20 protein-coding genes are annotated in these 14,570 nt (G+C 66.3%); 10 read left to right on the top strand and 10 right to left on the bottom strand.

Annotated elements, in window-relative coordinates:
* Window position 1 precedes the first annotated feature (1 nt).
* Window positions 2–343: a DUF1491 family protein gene (locus GRI62_RS13570; RefSeq protein WP_131451254.1), complete on the top strand. Its 342-nt coding sequence runs from the start codon at window positions 2–4 to the stop codon at window positions 341–343.
* A 290-nt stretch (window positions 344–633) separates the two neighbouring features.
* A complete protein-coding gene (locus GRI62_RS13565) occupies window positions 634–1,218 on the top strand; it encodes a cell wall hydrolase (protein ID WP_234027468.1) in 585 nt (194 codons plus the stop codon).
* A 29-nt stretch (window positions 1,219–1,247) separates the two neighbouring features.
* On the opposite strand, the gene xth is transcribed toward GRI62_RS13565, so the two are convergent.
* Genes xth through GRI62_RS13550 form a run of 3 tightly spaced genes read right to left on the bottom strand, consistent with a single transcriptional unit; the run spans window position 1,248 to window position 2,844 of the window.
* Entirely contained in the window at window positions 1,248–2,033 is a 786-nt protein-coding gene (xth, locus tag GRI62_RS13560) for an exodeoxyribonuclease III (protein WP_131451253.1), read from the bottom strand.
* A gap of 10 nt (window positions 2,034–2,043) precedes the next feature.
* Window positions 2,044–2,370 carry an iron-sulfur cluster insertion protein ErpA gene (gene erpA / locus GRI62_RS13555; protein WP_131451252.1) on the bottom strand — a complete coding sequence of 109 codons (327 nt, stop codon included), beginning with the start codon at window positions 2,368–2,370 and terminating at the stop codon, window positions 2,044–2,046.
* Between the two features lie 45 nt (window positions 2,371–2,415).
* Window positions 2,416–2,844: a CBS domain-containing protein gene (locus GRI62_RS13550; RefSeq protein ID WP_131451251.1), complete on the bottom strand. Its 429-nt coding sequence runs from the start codon at window positions 2,842–2,844 to the stop codon at window positions 2,416–2,418.
* A gap of 124 nt (window positions 2,845–2,968) precedes the next feature.
* Here GRI62_RS13550 and GRI62_RS13545 point away from each other — a divergent pair, with 124 nt between their 5' ends.
* Complete coding sequence (locus GRI62_RS13545) at window positions 2,969–3,292, top strand: hypothetical protein (protein ID WP_131451250.1); 324 nt, start codon at window positions 2,969–2,971, stop codon at window positions 3,290–3,292.
* Here the strand turns inward: GRI62_RS13545 and GRI62_RS13540 are convergent.
* The 4 genes from GRI62_RS13540 to GRI62_RS13525 are packed head-to-tail and all read right to left on the bottom strand — an operon-like array spanning window position 3,256 to window position 6,427.
* The gene (locus GRI62_RS13540) at window positions 3,256–3,612 is read right to left on the bottom strand and encodes a (2Fe-2S) ferredoxin domain-containing protein (protein ID WP_373283012.1); all 357 of its coding nucleotides are present in this window, start codon (window positions 3,610–3,612) and stop codon (window positions 3,256–3,258) included. The genes GRI62_RS13545 and GRI62_RS13540 overlap by 37 nt on opposite strands.
* A gap of 35 nt (window positions 3,613–3,647) precedes the next feature.
* Window positions 3,648–4,208, bottom strand: a complete 561-nt coding sequence (locus tag GRI62_RS13535; protein WP_131451249.1) for a DUF2497 domain-containing protein — start codon at window positions 4,206–4,208, stop codon at window positions 3,648–3,650.
* Entirely contained in the window at window positions 4,209–5,723 is a 1,515-nt protein-coding gene (locus tag GRI62_RS13530; RefSeq protein ID WP_131451248.1) for a TolC family outer membrane protein, read from the bottom strand. It abuts the gene before it with no gap.
* Between the two features lie 2 nt (window positions 5,724–5,725).
* Window positions 5,726–6,427, bottom strand: a complete 702-nt coding sequence (locus GRI62_RS13525; protein ID WP_131451247.1) for a protein-L-isoaspartate O-methyltransferase family protein — start codon at window positions 6,425–6,427, stop codon at window positions 5,726–5,728.
* Between the two features lie 101 nt (window positions 6,428–6,528).
* Between GRI62_RS13525 and GRI62_RS13520 the strand changes: the two genes are divergently transcribed.
* The 3 genes from GRI62_RS13520 (at window position 6,529) to GRI62_RS13510 (ending at window position 10,094) form a co-directional block, all read left to right on the top strand.
* Window positions 6,529–8,061: a fumarate hydratase gene (locus GRI62_RS13520; RefSeq protein ID WP_234027467.1), complete on the top strand. Its 1,533-nt coding sequence runs from the start codon at window positions 6,529–6,531 to the stop codon at window positions 8,059–8,061.
* A gap of 102 nt (window positions 8,062–8,163) precedes the next feature.
* Window positions 8,164–9,345, top strand: a complete 1,182-nt coding sequence (locus tag GRI62_RS13515) for a sensor histidine kinase (protein ID WP_131451246.1) — start codon at window positions 8,164–8,166, stop codon at window positions 9,343–9,345.
* Window positions 9,342–10,094, top strand: a complete 753-nt coding sequence (locus GRI62_RS13510; RefSeq protein WP_131451245.1) for a LytR/AlgR family response regulator transcription factor — start codon at window positions 9,342–9,344, stop codon at window positions 10,092–10,094. The genes GRI62_RS13515 and GRI62_RS13510 overlap by 4 nt, the downstream gene beginning before the upstream one ends.
* An 89-nt stretch (window positions 10,095–10,183) precedes the next feature.
* Here the strand turns inward: GRI62_RS13510 and GRI62_RS13505 are convergent, their stop codons facing one another.
* On the bottom strand, window positions 10,184–10,516 hold the full coding sequence (locus tag GRI62_RS13505; RefSeq protein ID WP_160731893.1) for a UrcA family protein: 333 nt from the start codon (window positions 10,514–10,516) through the stop codon (window positions 10,184–10,186).
* 248 nt (window positions 10,517–10,764) lie between these two features.
* Between GRI62_RS13505 and GRI62_RS13500 the strand changes: the two genes are divergently transcribed.
* The 4 genes from GRI62_RS13500 to GRI62_RS13485 all read left to right on the top strand — a co-directional run bounded on the left by GRI62_RS13500 (window position 10,765) and on the right by GRI62_RS13485 (window position 13,260).
* Window positions 10,765–11,031: a hypothetical protein gene (locus tag GRI62_RS13500; protein ID WP_160731892.1), complete on the top strand. Its 267-nt coding sequence runs from the start codon at window positions 10,765–10,767 to the stop codon at window positions 11,029–11,031.
* A 58-nt stretch (window positions 11,032–11,089) separates the two neighbouring features.
* On the top strand, window positions 11,090–11,941 hold the full coding sequence (locus tag GRI62_RS13495; protein WP_131451242.1) for a diacylglycerol kinase family protein: 852 nt from the start codon (window positions 11,090–11,092) through the stop codon (window positions 11,939–11,941).
* Window positions 11,934–12,791 carry a metallophosphoesterase family protein gene (locus GRI62_RS13490; RefSeq protein WP_131451241.1) on the top strand — a complete coding sequence of 286 codons (858 nt, stop codon included), beginning with the start codon at window positions 11,934–11,936 and terminating at the stop codon, window positions 12,789–12,791. The genes GRI62_RS13495 and GRI62_RS13490 overlap by 8 nt, the downstream gene beginning before the upstream one ends.
* A gap of 91 nt (window positions 12,792–12,882) precedes the next feature.
* A complete protein-coding gene (locus GRI62_RS13485; RefSeq protein WP_131451240.1) occupies window positions 12,883–13,260 on the top strand; it encodes a response regulator in 378 nt (125 codons plus the stop codon).
* Window positions 13,261–13,375: 115 nt separating this feature from the next.
* On the opposite strand, the gene rpsI is transcribed toward GRI62_RS13485, so the two are convergent.
* Together rpsI and rplM are read right to left on the bottom strand one after the other, a co-directional pair.
* On the bottom strand, window positions 13,376–13,942 hold the full coding sequence (gene rpsI / locus GRI62_RS13480) for a 30S ribosomal protein S9 (RefSeq protein WP_131451239.1): 567 nt from the start codon (window positions 13,940–13,942) through the stop codon (window positions 13,376–13,378).
* On the bottom strand, window positions 13,942–14,421 hold the full coding sequence (rplM, locus tag GRI62_RS13475) for a 50S ribosomal protein L13 (RefSeq protein ID WP_131451238.1): 480 nt from the start codon (window positions 14,419–14,421) through the stop codon (window positions 13,942–13,944). Before rplM ends, rpsI begins: the two co-directional genes overlap by 1 nt.
* Window positions 14,422–14,570: the final 149 nt, after the last annotated feature.

Below are 14,570 nucleotides of genomic sequence, written 5' to 3'. Positions count from 1 at the left end.
CATGGATCAGCGCTTGCCCGCCCATCTTGAAGTCAGCGGCCTGGTGCGACAGGTGCAGGCGGCCGGTGGCTTCGCCATGGTCCTGGCCAAGGGGGAGCGGGACGCGGGCACCCTGCTAATTATATGTTGCGAAAATGGCACAAAGTTGCGCGCCTACGAGCGGATGCCGCAGTCTGATGGCTCCCGCAAATGGACGCTGGCGAAGTGTGAAGACCCTGAAAACCGACGCGAATTCAGCGATTGGTATGGCCGCCGCCAGCAGCAGGACAGCGATCTCTGGATCGTCGAGATCGATGTCGCAAACGCGGAACGGTTCCTCGACGGCGGCATCGCACAAGGTTGACTCTGCGGCCGTCGCCGCTATTTGCCGCGCGACTTCGAAAGCGTAGGTCGACCTTCCATCGCAATAAGGCGATGGCTGGCGGCGCGCAGACGGGGAGATGACCTGCAGGTCCCTGGGATCGACCGCGGAACACAGATGGTGCAGTAAAAGCACCGCGAACCGCAGACCTGCCAGCTCGCTCACCGCCCTAAGTATTCGAGTTGATGTTCATGAACCCCTTGCGGGTCGGCGCGGGCGCGCTGGCTGCCGTTTTGCTTGCCACACCGATTGTCACCGCCGGTAGCGGTGCATTGGCCCAGGATTCCCATGACCGGACCCGGGCGGAAGCCGTCGAACAGACCGCGCTCCCACAGGTCGAACCTTTATCCCCGCCATCAGCCGCCGTGCGATTCGTCGCCAGCGAAGTCGTGCAGGACATCGCCGACGAACAGGCAGCTGAGGACACCGTCACGCCAAGCGATGCCGCCACGCTCGCCGAACTCGTGGCCCAAACCGATACCGCAGCCCTGGCGCCCGAAGTACGTTGCCTTGCGCAGGCGATCTATTTCGAAGCGCGCGGCGAATCGCTGGAAGGTCAGCTAGCGGTGGCCCGGGTCGTCATCAACCGGGCCGAGAGCGATGCTTTCCCTGACGATTACTGTTCCGTCGTCACCCAGCCTTCACAGTTCAGCTTCGTGCGCGGCGGGCGCATCCCCGAACCCCCGGCCGGTGCCGTCTGGACACGCGCGCAGGCCCTGGCCCGCATCGCTCACCGCGACCTGTGGCACAGCCCCGCAGGCGATGCCCTGTATTTCCACGCCACGCACGTCCGCCCCGGCTGGGCCGGCCGCATGACCGCCCGCGCGACGATCAACCGGCATATCTTCTATCGCTAGCTTGCCAAGGTGCCTGGCACCGTGCGCGGTCAGTCCCGCAGTTCGACCCACACCGGCGTGTGGTCGCTGGCCTTTTCGCGGCCGCGGTATGCCTTGTCCACGCCGGCGGCCACCATGCGATCCGCGCATTCGGGCGAGAGCAGCAGGTGATCGATGCGGAAACCGTGGTCACGCTGCCAGGCACCAGCCTGATAGTCCCAGAAGGTCCACACGCCCCCGCGCGGATTTAGCGTGGCGATGGCGTCGGTCCAGCCATCCCCCAGCATCCGGGCGTAGGCGTCGCGCGACTGTGGCTGCATCAGTGCATCAGGCGCCATGGCTGCCACCGACCACACGTCCTTGTCCGTGGGAATGACGTTGAAATCGCCGAGCACCACGGCAGGCACCTCGCTGGCGAGCAGGTCCGCCATGCGCGCGCGCAGCCGCTCCATCCAGGCCAGCTTGTAATCGAACTTGGGGCCGGGGTGCGGATTGCCGTTGGGCAGGTAGAGGTTGCAGATGCGAATGCCGTTGACCTCGGCCTCGATGTAGCGCGCCTGTTCGCCCTCGCCTTCCTTGGGGCCGTCGATGCCGAGACCGCGCGTGATCTCGACCGGCTTCACGCCGTCGGCCAGAATGGCGACGCCGTTGAACGCCTTTTGCCCGTGCCAGATCGCGTGATAGCCGATCTCGGCGAATTCATCGGCAGGGAAGCCATCGTCCTGCGTCTTGATCTCCTGCAGGCAGGCGACCGTGGGCCGGGTTTCCAGCAACCATTCCTTCAGGCGCGGCAGGCGCGCCTTGATGCCGTTGATGTTGTAGGTGGCGATTTTCACGCCGCCGACCTTAGATGCCGAAGCTCGATCCGCAACCGCAACCTGCCGCGGCGTTGGGATTCGTCACCCGGAAGGACGCGCCGCCCAGCGACTCGACGAAATCGACCGTGCTGCCTGCCACGAGGTCCAGGCTGACCGGATCGACGACCAGCCGCACGCCATCGGTCTCGCTCACCGAATCATCGGCCTCGGCCCCGGCGTCGAGATCGAACTTGTACTGGAAACCGGAGCACCCCCCACCCTCCACGGACAGGCGAAGCACGGCGGGCTTGCCTTGCTTCGCGGCGATCGCGGCTACGCGCGCGGCGGCAGATTCGCTCAGGGTCAGGGTGGTCATGGACAGGATGTAGGAAGAGCGGGGGCGCGGCTCAAGCAGGAAGGCTCAGGCCAGGGTGATGTAATCGCGCATGGCCTGGGCTTCCTGCTGGATGCGGTCCATCCGGTATTTCACCAGATCGCCGATGGAAACGAATCCGACGAGGCGATCTGCCTCCATGACCGGCAAATGCCGGATGCGCCGGCGGCTCATCAGCGAGAGCGCCTTCAGCGCATCCGCTTCCACCTCGATGGTGATGGCCGGCGATGTCATCATCTCGCTTACCGACTTGTCGAGCGCCTCGGCCCCGTCACGCGCCACGCAATAGAGCAGGTCGCGTTCCGAAAAGATGCCGACGAGGGTCTCCCCATCCATGACCGGCATCGCGCCGATGCGCTTTTCGGCAAGCAGCGAAGCGGCATGCAACGCGCTGTCGCCGGCGGCGCAGGTGACGATTCCGCCGGCTTGCGATTCGATAATCTTGGCTATGGTCATGGCGGCGGTTCCTCTCCTCACCCGCGGACGAGGCAATCATGACACGAAGCGGGCGGGGAGCGCAATTGCCGCGGCGCGTGCCGCGCCCGATTGCCAGCGGCACCTGGCGCGGGCATGAGGGCGCATGGCCCGTCAATCCCCGCTCGATGATCCCGGCAACTCGCACCACGCCTGGAGCCGGTACAAGCGGCTGATGCGGTTCATGGTGGCCTTTTCCGTGGTGGTCGCCGCCATTGCGATGACCTATCTCTACACCCAAGTGGAAAACGTCTCGATCCACTTCTACATCGCCACCGCGCTGGGCATCGTGGCAGCGGTGTCGCTGATGGCGGCGCTGATGGGCCTGGTGTTCCTGTCGAGCGGAACCGGCCACGACGAGGCGGTCGAGAACTCGCTCGACGCGCTGGACGATCAGGACGCTGGCAAGTTTGGCGGCAACAAGCGGTAATCGGCGACCGGAACGCCGCCGATCAGGTGTTCCTGGATAATCCGTTCAAGCACTTCGGGTGTGCATGAGTGGTACCAGACCCGGTCCGGCCAGACGACGGCGACCGGCCCGGCGGCGCAGACTTGCAGGCAATCGGCCTTGGTGCGCTGGACGCCGCCTCCATTGATGCTGTTTGGCCCCACCAGGCCCAGTTCCTTCAGCCGTCGCTTGAGATAGCCCCACGAGACCGCGCCCGTCGCACGGTCGCAGCAGGCCTGCTTTTCGGACAGGGCGCAGAGGAATATGTGGCGCTCGATCGCGTCGCCGCCGATCTTCGCCAACGCCGCCTCGGCCGCGGCGAGTTCGCGTCGAACTGTCAGCGCTTCTTGCCCGCGATCCGGGCGATCTCGGCCTTGACCTGGCGGTCGACGATCTCGGGCAGGTTGGCATCCAGCCACTGCGCCAGCATCGGCCGCAACATCTCGCGCACCAGGCCCTCCAGCGAGGTTTCTCCCTGGCGCACGATCTGCGGGCGAGCGGGCGGTTCGGACAGCATGGCGAGCGCAGCCAGCGACTGGCGCATGGCCTCGGCCGCGCTCCTGTTGGTCAACGTTTCGAACTCGTCGTCGGCTTCGCCGCTGGCTAGGTGCTGGCCAGGGGTATCGCCCTCGCCATCCATCGGCTCACCCGCCTCGCCGAGATCGAGTATCTCGTCGGCCTCGTCCTCATCGACGGGATCGAGTGGGGGAATGGCGGAGTGGGTTACCTTGGTGGTGGCAGGCGGGTTGGCCCCCGCGCCTGCCGACGTGCCTGCCGACGCGCCGGCGGCAGCGGTACTGGCCGCCACGGCACTGGCCAATCCGGCGCGGTCGCGTTCCATCACCCGCTTGATCGATTCGAGGATTTCCTCGACCGAAGGCTCGCCATCGCGGTGCATTCAATTCCCCATCGGTTCGACGATACCCGTGCCCGCGCCTTCGGGTACGGAAATGGTGCCGGGAATGTCTCCGTCCGCCGCCGGGATGTCAACGGTGCGCGTGCTGCGGGTGACCGGCGCGGGATCGCGCTGCCAGTCCCAGATGATGTCGCGCACCCGGTTGTAGTTCGCGCGCGGGTCGTAGAGTTCGCTGTCTTCCACCACGCCCAGATCGCGCGCTTCCGCGCGGCCCATCGCGGCGAGCAGGGTGAAGCCGGCGACGTAGGCGTTGCGCCGCGCGGTGACGAGCTGCACCTGCGCGCGCAGCAGTTCCTGCTGGGCATCGAGAATGTCGAGCACGGTGCGGTTACCCACCGAATTTTCCGCCCGCACGCCTTCCAGGCTGAGCGATGCGGCATCGACCGCGGTCTGGCTGGAGGCGATGATGGCATTGCTCGCCCGCCAGCTGGAATAGGCGGCGCGCACTTGCGAGATGACCGCGCGCTCGGCGGCCACGACCTGTTCCAGCGCGGCCTGCGCGCGGGCGCCCGCCTGGCGCTGCTGTGCGGCAATGCGGCCGCCCTGGAACAATGGCAGCGAGAGGCGCACGCCGGCCTGCAGGCTGAGCGAATCCTGGTCCGCCACCGTGCCCGAACCCGGCACCGTGCCGAGCGAGCCGAGGTAATTGGTATAGCCCGGGCCGCCGACCAGCTCGACGCGGGGAAGGCGCCCTGCCCCCGCCACGGCAATGTCGTAATCCGCTGCCTCTGCCAGCTGCTGCGCGGCGATGAGGTCCGGGTTGTCGGCCAGGGCTACGTCCACAGCGGTCTCGACGTCGGCGGGCAGATCGCCCAGCGGGCGCGGCGGCTGCAGGTTCTCGGGCGCCTTGCCGACCAGCTGGATGTAGCGTTCACGCGCCGCGACGAGGTTGGCCTGGGCGGTGCGCAGATCGCCCCGCGCGGTCGCCAGCCGACTTTCGGACTGGGCCACGTCGGTGCGGGTAAGATCGCCGATCGTGAACCGATCGCTGGTCGCCTCCACGTTAACGGCCAGCACGTCCACGTTGTTGGCGGACAGACCGACAAGAGCCTCGTTCAGGATCACGTCCATGTAGGCGGCGACGACCTGGCTGAACAGCGAGCTTTCCGTGCCGCGCAGGTCCGCGCGGCCGGCGTCGATGCGGTATTCGGCGGCAAGCAGGCCGTTCCTGACCGCGCCGCCCTGATAGATGGGAACGCCCAGGCTGAGGTTGGCGGTCGCCTGCCGGTCGGGCGAGATGAAGCTGTTGCCGCCTTGGGCGATGAATTCGGTGTAGCCGCCGGAGGTATCGACCGTGGGCAGACCGGCGGCCCGCTGGATCACCACCGTCTCGTCCGTGACGCGAAGCTGGGCGCGCGCGCCCTCGAGCGTGGGGTTGTTGAGATAGGCGAGCGCCAGCGCTTCCTCCAGAGTATCCGCCGCCGCCGGAACCGCCAGAGGCGCGGCGATGACGCAGGCCCCTGCCAGGAGGAGCGCAAGGCGGGAGGCGCGCCGCACGATCAGAAGCTCCAGCCCTTGGCCACGTCGAAGGCCGCGAGGCGGGGGATGCCCATGTCCTTCAGCGGCAGCAGCGCGACATCCGCCCCAGCCTTGCGTCCGATGGCCAGCCGGGTGATGCCGCCGCGTCCCACCATGCCGGTGACGACGCGGGCATCGTCGGCAAGGCGTGCGGCCAGGCTGGCGGGGATATGCTCCACCGCCCCGTCGATCAGCAACAGCGTCGCTGCCGCGCCGGGGACGCTCGGTTCGTCGGTCTGCTGCAGCGCCTTTTCCGCGGTAATCACCGACATCGTGGCCACCATCGGTTCAACGAGTGCGGGCAGGTAGCCCGAGCCGGCATCGACGATCAGGACCACTTCGCCTTCGCGCGGGTCGGCCTCCTCCAGCATCATGCCGTAGAACAGCGGCGCAGCGATCTGGCCGCCGCCATCCAGTGCGATGGCACGATCGATATAGGCGTTGGCGCGCCACCTAGCGGGCACGTGATCCTCCCGCGCGACGGCGGCCATGCGCTTCAACGCGAAGGGGGCATTGACGCCGCTGGTGCGCAACTGGCTGTCGATCATCGCCCGGCGCGCGACATTCGTCGTCAGGTTGGCAGCCTCTGCCGCGTCGAGCGGGTCGGCGGCGGGCGAAAGGTGATTTGCCGGAATGTCTTGGGCGCTCGTCACGTCGGGAAATCTCTCGGCTGTCTGCGACATGGGCGAATGCCTTAGTTGTTGCACCTGCGAGGGGCAATGGGGCGTTTGTCTCAAAGCGTCGCGCGCCCTATGTGGGCGGCGATACGAGGAGATTGCAGGCAATGGAAGACATGGTGACAATCCGCGAGGAGGATCTGATCGAGACGGTGGCTGATGCGCTGCAGTATATCTCGTATTACCACCCGATGGACTACATCACTGCGCTGGGCGAGGCCTACAAAGCCGAGCAGGGCCCGGCGGCCAAGGATGCCATCGCCCAGATCCTGACCAACAGCCGCATGTGCGCCGAGGGGCACCGGCCGATCTGCCAGGATACCGGCATCGTCAACGTCTTCCTCAAGTGGGGTCAGGATTGCCGGCTGGAAAGCGGACGCAGCTTGCAGGAGGTCGTCGACGAGGGCGTGCGGCGCGCCTACAACCATCCCGACAACAAGTTGCGCGCCAGCATCCTGGCCGATCCCGCCTTCACCCGCCGCAATACCCGCGACAACACCCCCTGCGTGTTGAGCGTGGAAATGGTGCCGGGACGCACCGTCTCCATCGATGTCGCGGCCAAGGGCGGCGGCAGCGAGAACAAGAGCAAGTTCAAGATGATGAACCCCAGCGACAACATCGTCGACTGGGTGGTGGACCAGATCCCCTCGATGGGCGCGGGATGGTGCCCGCCTGGCATGCTGGGTATCGGCATCGGCGGCACGGCGGAACATTGCATGAAGCTTGCCAAGCTCTCGCTGATGGAGCCCATCGACATGGCGCAGTTGAAGCAGCGCGGCGCCCAGAGCGATATCGAACAGCTGCGAATCGACATCTTCGACGCGGTCAACGCGCAAGGCGTGGGCGCACAGGGGCTGGGCGGGCTGTCCACCGTGCTCGACGTCAAGATCCTTGATGCGCCATGCCACGCCGCGGGCAAGCCGGTGGGCATGATCCCCAATTGCGCCGCCACCCGGCACGCGCACGTCACCATCGACGGCAGCGGCCCCGCCTACCTACCGCAGCCCGATCTCGACAAGTGGCCTGACGTGCAGTGGCAGCCCGATGCCGAGGCCAGGCGCGTCGATCTCGACACGCTCACGCCCGCGGAAGTGGCGAGCTGGAAGATCGGCGACCGGCTGCTGCTGAACGGCGCGATGCTGACCGGGCGCGACGCCGCGCACAAGCGCATTCAGGACATGCTGGCAGCCGGTGAAAGCCTGCCGGTCGCGTTCAAGGGGCGGGCGATCTACTACGTCGGCCCGGTCGATCCGGTCATGGGCGAAATCGTCGGCCCCGCCGGCCCCACCACGGCCACGCGCATGGACACCTTTACCGAGATGATGCTGGAACAGGGGCTGCTGGCCATGATCGGCAAGGCCGAGCGCGGGCAGGACGCGGTCGAGGTGATCAGCCGCTTCAAGGTGGCCTACCTGATGGCGACCGGCGGCGCGGCCTATCTCGTCGCCCGCGCGATCAAGGGCGCCAAGGTCGTCGCCTTCGAGGAGCTGGGCATGGAAGCGATCTACGAATTCACCGTCAAGGACATGCCGGTGACCGTGGCCGTCGATGCGGAAGGCAACAACGTCCACACCCTCGCCCCGCTCCACTGGCGCGAGAAGATCCGCAAGGAGGGGCTGCTGCCCCTTCCAGCCCGCTAGAAGGCCATCCCCGCTGGAAAGCCTCGACCGGCGACATACGGGCATCGACGGGAAGCACCGCTGGCGATTGCCGATCCCCGGGGGGCGGGGTAGGCATGGTCGATGGCCAGTTCCGATACCCGCCAGCCCACGGCGCGCGTTCCCTTCCGGACCGTTCTGCTGTCCGTCGTGGGGCTGTGGACCACCTATGCCCTCCTGATGACCCTGCGCTCACAGCTGCTGGGCATGGACGATGCCGGGCTGATGGAGCTGCGGGTGGCTTCCAGCGTCATCGGGATCATCATCACGCTGGGCCTGTGGGTCGTGCTGCGCCCCTTCGATGCAAGGCCGCTGTGGACGAAGATCCTGGCGGCCCTGGTGTTCGCCCTGCCGGCTGCCCTCCTGTGCATGCAGACCAACTACCTGGTCTTTGCCGACATGCAGTCGCGCAACGACGAAAGGGTGTTGCAGGAACTGGTGCAGACCAGCGGCGTGGCCGAAGGGCAGGCCGACAACGACCGGCTGGAGAACATCAACGAACTGATGCAGGCCAGCAGCCTGCAATACGTCATCGAGATCACCTTCAGCCGCTATTTCATGCTGCTGGCGTGGTGCGCACTGTATTTCGCGCTGCTCACCGCCGAAAAGGCGCGGCTGGCCGAGCGGCGCGAACAGCAGTTCCGTAACGCCGCGCGCACGGCGGAGCTGAAATCGCTGCGCTATCAGGTTAACCCGCACTTCCTGTTCAACACGCTCAATTCGCTGTCGGCACTGGTGCTGACGAACAGGACGCAAGGCGCCGAGCGGATGATCCAGATGCTCAGCACCTTTTATCGCCGCAGCCTGGCCGAGGACACGACCGCCGACGTTCCCCTGCGCGAGGAGATCGCGCTGCAGAAACTCTATCTCGATATCGAGGGGGTTCGCTTTCCGCTGCGATTGCAGGCGCGCTATGACATTCCCGCCGAACTGGAAGACGCGCTGATCCCCGGCATGATCCTGCAACCGCTGGTGGAGAACTCGGTCAAGCACGCGGTCGCGCCGTCGCCGGGGCAGGTGACGATTACACTGGCCGCGCGCGAGGAATACGGGCGGCTGGTGGTCAGCGTTTCGGACGATGGCCAGTCCGCCCCCGGCCACGAGGAGGTGCGCCCGGGGTTCGGGATCGGTCTCACCAACGTGCGCGAACGGCTGGAGGCGCGCTTCGGCGACGAGGCCACCGTCGTCTCGGGCCGCTCGGCCGAAGGTTTCGCCACGCACCTGCGTCTGCCGCTGGTGCATATCCGTGAAACGGCGGCCGCATGACCGGGAACTCTCCCACGCTGCGCACGCTGATCGTCGACGACGAGCCGCTGGCGATCGAACGGATGCAGGTGCTGTGTGCCGAGATCCCGCAACTGACCGTGGTCGGCACTGCCAGCGACGGCCATTCCGCCCTGCGCCTTGCCGAAAAGCTGGCTCCCGACCTGTTGCTGCTCGACATGACCATGCCCGGCATGGACGGCCTGCAGGTCGCCAGCGCCGCGCGCCAGCAGCACTCGCGCCCCGCCGTCATCTTCGTCACCGCGCACGAGAACTTCGCCGTCGACGCCTTTGACCTGGAGGCGATAGACTATGTGCTGAAGCCGGTCGCCACCGACAGGCTGGAGCGCGCCATCGAACGCGCCATCGCGCGGCGGGGTCAGCCCGGTCCTTCCCCCGACGCGAGTGCCCAAGGCGAACGATGGCTCAGCGAATTCTGGGTGCCGCACCGGTCGGAACTGCTGCGCATCGACGTGGCGGAGGTCCGCCGGATCGATGCGGAGCGCGACTATGTGCGGCTGCATGTGGGCAGCGCCAGTTACCTGTTGCTGCAGACCATTGCCGGGCTGGAGGAAAAGCTCGATCCCGAACGCTTCATCCGCATCCACCGATCGACCATCCTGCGCCGCGATTCGATTCGCGGGCTGCGGCATGAAGGGCTGGGCGTGTGGTGCGCCGAGCTCGACGATGGCGAGGAACTGCGCATCGGGCGCACCTATCTCAAACAGGTCAAGGCCATGGCCGGCCGCTGACACGCCAGCACGCCAGCACGGCTTTCATGCGAAAAGGGCGCCCCCGGGGTAGAGGGCGCGCTTCGCGCAGGGGCGATACGGGCTGAGTGTCAGCCCCCGCGCTGTCGGTCTGCCACGATCGCGGCGAAGCGTCCTTCGTACTGGATCATGACACTGTCATAACAGGCGCGGGCATGGCGGCTGCGTATGCGGCTGCCGGGGTCGCTCTCGCGGGTGGCGCAGATATGGCGGGCGGAACGTTCGAGCCGCCGGGCAAGTTCGGCCTGGCCGGCATCGCTGCCAAGGTCGAGATCGTCGTAGGCAACGCGTACGCTGATCTGGGTGGCCTGGTCGGCGGGCTGGGTGGCAGCGCTTGCCGCGGGCGAGAGGGCCGTGCTTGTCAGGGCGATGGCGGCAGCGATGGTCAGGGTCTGATTGAACACGGGACATCTCCTCAAGGGTCTATTGATCCAGGTGTCCTTCCGGTCCCGCGGAAGGGATGCACCGCAGCCGGTGGGACTGGAACGGCTGCGGTGCGATGACAGGGGTAGGCGCGGTCCACGCCGGTTGCAGCAAGGCGTCGATGGGCACGCGACAGCGGTCGATGAGTTACAGCGCGGCCGACCAACGGCATTTCCGGACCTACGAAAGGCCGATTGCGGTTCGTCCGGGCGTGCGGCAGGGATGGCGCATGGCGCTGATCCTCGTGTTCCTGCTTGGCGTGGGCAACTTCACGCTTCACCGCGCCGTGATGGACGGCGGGCGCGGCCTGTTTGCCGAGCTCCCGCCCACGCTGGTACGACGCGCGCGGATCGCCAGCCTGCTGACCGAGTTCGTGCTGCTGTGCGGGGCGCTCTATGCGGCGCGGGCCGGGCATGAACCCTGGTTGTGGGCCTACGCCGGCTACTCGCTGTTCAACCTCGTCGCGGCCTGGCTGCTGATCGCCCGCAAGATCTAGGATTCGCGATGAAAGCGAGCTCGGGGAACCGCCGGCCTCGCCGCCGCTTTTCAACAGCATGAGCGAACTGCGCCTTTGGCTGATCAACAACGAGGCGTCGGGATCCAACGATACCGACGCGCTTACCGCCTTCGAGGGCCATTGCGACACGTGCGGTCTGAAGGTCGCGCACCGCACGATCTTTCCCAAGCAGGAGCTGCCGACCGTGGCCATGCTCGAAGCCGCCGGGATCGAGACCGTGGCGGTCTTCGCCGGCGATGGCACCATCAACGCCGTGCTGGAAGCGCTGGCGGGCTGGAGCGGTGCGGTGCTGGTGCTGCCAGGCGGAACGATGAACCTGCTCTATCATCGCCTGTTCGGCGATGCGGAGATGGACGAGGTGCTCGGCGCAGTTGCTCGGGGGGGCGCGCGCCGCCGCCGCCCCGGTATCATCGAGACCGCCAGCGGCCATGCCTACGCCGGCGTGCTGGCCGGGCCGGGCACAGCCTGGGGCGACGTGCGTGAGGCGATGCGACTGAAGGGTCCGCTGGAAATGGCCGCAGAGGCGCGCGCCGCCATTGCGGAAACGCTGTTTGGCTCGATGCTGCGCGTTGACAAACCGCAGATGGGCAAGCGCGAGGGATATCCCTTGCTGTTGCTCACGCCCACCGACGAAGGAATCACCGTGGATGCCTATTACGCGGAAACCGCCGGCGACTACTTCGACCAGACACTGGCGTTGATGCGCCGCGAGTTCCGCGACGGCCCGCACGACCGGCTGGGCCAGGCCGACAGCTTCACTCTGGCCAGCACGGAGCACGAGGGTTTCGGCGTCCTGCTCGACGGGGAACAGTGCCAGGTGGACGGCCCCACGGAATTTCGACTGGTGCGCTGCGAAGTCGACCTGCTGGCAACCCGCGACGATGACTGACGCAAAGCTGCTGTTTCACCTGTCCGACATTCATTTCGGGCTGGAAGACACGCGCGCGCTCGACTGGGTGATGCAGGAAATCGCCGAGAAGCGCCCCGATGCCGTGGCCATCACGGGCGACCTCACCATGCGGGCACGCCAACGCGAATTCGACGCGGCGACCAGCTGGATCAGAGGGCTGGACGTGCCGGTCACGGTCGAGGTAGGCAACCATGACCTGCCCTACTTCAATCCGGTCGAGCGGTTTTTCGATCCGTATCGGCGACTGCGCAAGGTGGAGCGGGTGGTGGAAGCGGAAATCGACCTTCCCGGGCTCGCCATCGTCCCGCTCAAGACCGTGCGCCGCTGGCAGCCGCGCCTGAACTGGTCGAAAGGCTGGGTAACCGATGCCGCACTGAAACGGTGCCTGACCGCGCTCGATGCGCTTCCACAGGGGACCCGCGCCCTCGTGACCTGTCACCATCCGCTGCGCGAGGTCGGCACCGCAGGCACCGCGCTGACCAGAAATGGGCAAAAGGCGCTGGCAGAACTGGCCCGGCGTCCGGTCCTCGCGGTGCTATCGGGTCACGTCCACGATGCTTTCGACATCTTGGAACAGACCGCCGACGGCAGCGTGCGCATGATCGGCGCGGGCACACTGTCGCAGCGCGTTCGTTCGACCCCGCCAAGTTTCAACGAACTGCACTGGGACGGCGAGCGGCTGGAGGTTTGCGTGCGCAACCTGGAGGCAGTCGCAACACAGGACATGCAGATCGACGATGTGCCCGAAGATGCGACCCCGCCGCGCCAACCGGGAGAACCCGTCGCGCCGGTCAACCAGGTGCCGCCCGTCGATCCGCCGGTGCACTAGGCGCCCCTACCATCTCCGGTTGGCTCTGCCGGGCCGCGCCCTGTCGCATTCCATGCGTAAAGCTGACCAAATTCGGATAGGGTATGGCCACATGACCAAGGTTTTGATTGTCGAAGACGATCTGTTGAACCGGATGTTCTACGAGGCGGTCTTCCAGCAACATGGGTTCGATACGCGAACCGTGGACGATGGCGCGCGCGTGCTCGACGCTGTCGACGACTATGCGCCGGATCTCGTGACGATGGACATCCAGTTGCCGCACGTTTCGGGCCGCAAACTGATCCGCAAGATCCGCCGCAACCCGGCCACAAGCCATATCCCCATACTCGCCATGACGGCATTCGCGGGCAAGCGCGATGAGGAGGAGATCAGGCGGGCTGGTGCTGACGGCTACCTGTCCAAACCGCTGACCATCGATCAGCTGATGGGCCAGGTGAACACCTTGCTGGGCACACAGCAAGCCGCCTGATCGACCGGACAGGCCAACGGTATCGTCTTTCCAGGTGCCTAGAACGCGAAAAGGGCGGCCCCTCGTGGGAGCCGCCCTTCGCATTTTCCTCCGTCGAGGAAACTGGTGATCCGGATCAGCGCTTGCTGAACTGGAAGCTGCGACGCGCCTTGGCGCGGCCGTACTTCTTGCGCTCCACCACGCGGCTGTCGCGGGTGAGGAAGCCGGCGGCCTTGATGACACCGCGCAGCGCAGGCTCGTACTTCGACAGCGCCTGGCTGATGCCGTGCTTGACCGCGCCGGCCTGGCCCGAAAGCCCGCCGCCCGCAACCGTGCAGACGATGTCGTACTGGCCCTGGCGCTCGGTAATGGTGAAGGGCTGGTCGATCACGAGGCGCAGCGTCGGACGGGCGAAATACACTTCCTGGTCGCGGCCGTTGACGGTGATCTTGCCAGTGCCGGGCTTCAGCCACACACGGGCCGTGGCATCCTTGCGGCGGCCGGTGGCATAGGCACGGCCCTGCGCGTCAAGCTCCTGCTCGCGCAGCGGCATGGTGGGGGCGGCAGGCCGGGGTGCCTCGCCCTCGCCAGCATCGGCGGTGTTACCGGCATCGGCGCCGGTCTCGGTTGCGGCGGGCGCGGAATCGACGACCGACTTCAGGTCGGACAGGTCGTTCGCGGTCTTGGTCTCTTCGGTGGCCATTATGCGGAAACCTTGTTCTTGCGGTTCATCGAGGCGACGTCGAGCACCTCGGGCTGCTGCCCGGCATGCGGATGCTCGGTGCCATTGTACAGGTGGAGCGCCCTCATCTGCGCGCGGCCCAGCGGCCCGCGCGGAACCATCCGCTCGACAGCCTTCTCAATCACGCGTTCCGGGAAACGACCGGCCAGCACCTTGTCGGCGGTGATGTCTTTGATGCCGCCGGCAAAGCCGGTGTGCTTGTAGTAGTGCTTCTTGGCAGCCTTGTTGCCGGTGAAGCGCACTTTGTCCGCGTTGACGATGACGACATGGTCGCCGCAATCAACGTGCGGGGTGTAAGTCGGCTTGTGCTTGCCGCGCAGGATGTTGGCGACGATCGTGGCGAGACGGCCGACAACGAGGCCCTCTGCATCGACGATGTGCCACTTCTTCTCGACCTCGGCCGGCTTGATCGACCGGGTCACCTTGCTGAGCGCCTTCATGGCTGGATATTCCTGTGTATTCGTGTCGAAAGACCGCGGCGGCAGGAAACTGGCATATGTCAGCCTGGCAGCAGCGAAGGCGCGCATTTGTCCGCTGATGCCCGCCAAGTCAAGCAAATCCGCCCATCTGCGACAAGGTAAAATAATAC

The organism is Aurantiacibacter arachoides (assembly GCF_009827335.1).
Classification (GTDB): domain Bacteria; phylum Pseudomonadota; class Alphaproteobacteria; order Sphingomonadales; family Sphingomonadaceae; genus Alteraurantiacibacter; species Alteraurantiacibacter arachoides.
Note: the sequence above shows the minus strand (reverse complement) of the source record. Positions and strands in the feature narration are given on the sequence as shown.

What these genes read in the sequence shown, in the direction of transcription:
- GRI62_RS13570 (WP_131451254.1), top strand. Translation starts at nt 2, where the DNA reads ATGGATCAGCGCTTGCCCGCCCATCTTGAAGTCAGCGGCCTGGTGCGA.
- erpA (WP_131451252.1), bottom strand. Translation starts at nt 2,370, where the DNA reads ATGACCACCCTGACCCTGAGCGAATCTGCCGCCGCGCGCGTAGCCGCG.
- GRI62_RS13550 (WP_131451251.1), bottom strand. Translation starts at nt 2,844, where the DNA reads ATGACCATAGCCAAGATTATCGAATCGCAAGCCGGCGGAATCGTCACC.
- GRI62_RS13545 (WP_131451250.1), top strand. Translation starts at nt 2,969, where the DNA reads ATGGCCCGTCAATCCCCGCTCGATGATCCCGGCAACTCGCACCACGCC.
- GRI62_RS13535 (WP_131451249.1), bottom strand. Translation starts at nt 4,208, where the DNA reads ATGCACCGCGATGGCGAGCCTTCGGTCGAGGAAATCCTCGAATCGATC.
- GRI62_RS13525 (WP_131451247.1), bottom strand. Translation starts at nt 6,427, where the DNA reads ATGTCGCAGACAGCCGAGAGATTTCCCGACGTGACGAGCGCCCAAGAC.
- GRI62_RS13520 (WP_234027467.1), top strand. Translation starts at nt 6,529, where the DNA reads ATGGAAGACATGGTGACAATCCGCGAGGAGGATCTGATCGAGACGGTG.
- GRI62_RS13515 (WP_131451246.1), top strand. Translation starts at nt 8,164, where the DNA reads ATGGCCAGTTCCGATACCCGCCAGCCCACGGCGCGCGTTCCCTTCCGG.
- GRI62_RS13510 (WP_131451245.1), top strand. Translation starts at nt 9,342, where the DNA reads ATGACCGGGAACTCTCCCACGCTGCGCACGCTGATCGTCGACGACGAG.
- GRI62_RS13500 (WP_160731892.1), top strand. Translation starts at nt 10,765, where the DNA reads ATGGCGCTGATCCTCGTGTTCCTGCTTGGCGTGGGCAACTTCACGCTT.
- GRI62_RS13495 (WP_131451242.1), top strand. Translation starts at nt 11,090, where the DNA reads ATGAGCGAACTGCGCCTTTGGCTGATCAACAACGAGGCGTCGGGATCC.
- GRI62_RS13490 (WP_131451241.1), top strand. Translation starts at nt 11,934, where the DNA reads ATGACTGACGCAAAGCTGCTGTTTCACCTGTCCGACATTCATTTCGGG.
- GRI62_RS13485 (WP_131451240.1), top strand. Translation starts at nt 12,883, where the DNA reads ATGACCAAGGTTTTGATTGTCGAAGACGATCTGTTGAACCGGATGTTC.
- rpsI (WP_131451239.1), bottom strand. Translation starts at nt 13,942, where the DNA reads ATGGCCACCGAAGAGACCAAGACCGCGAACGACCTGTCCGACCTGAAG.
- rplM (WP_131451238.1), bottom strand. Translation starts at nt 14,421, where the DNA reads ATGAAGGCGCTCAGCAAGGTGACCCGGTCGATCAAGCCGGCCGAGGTC.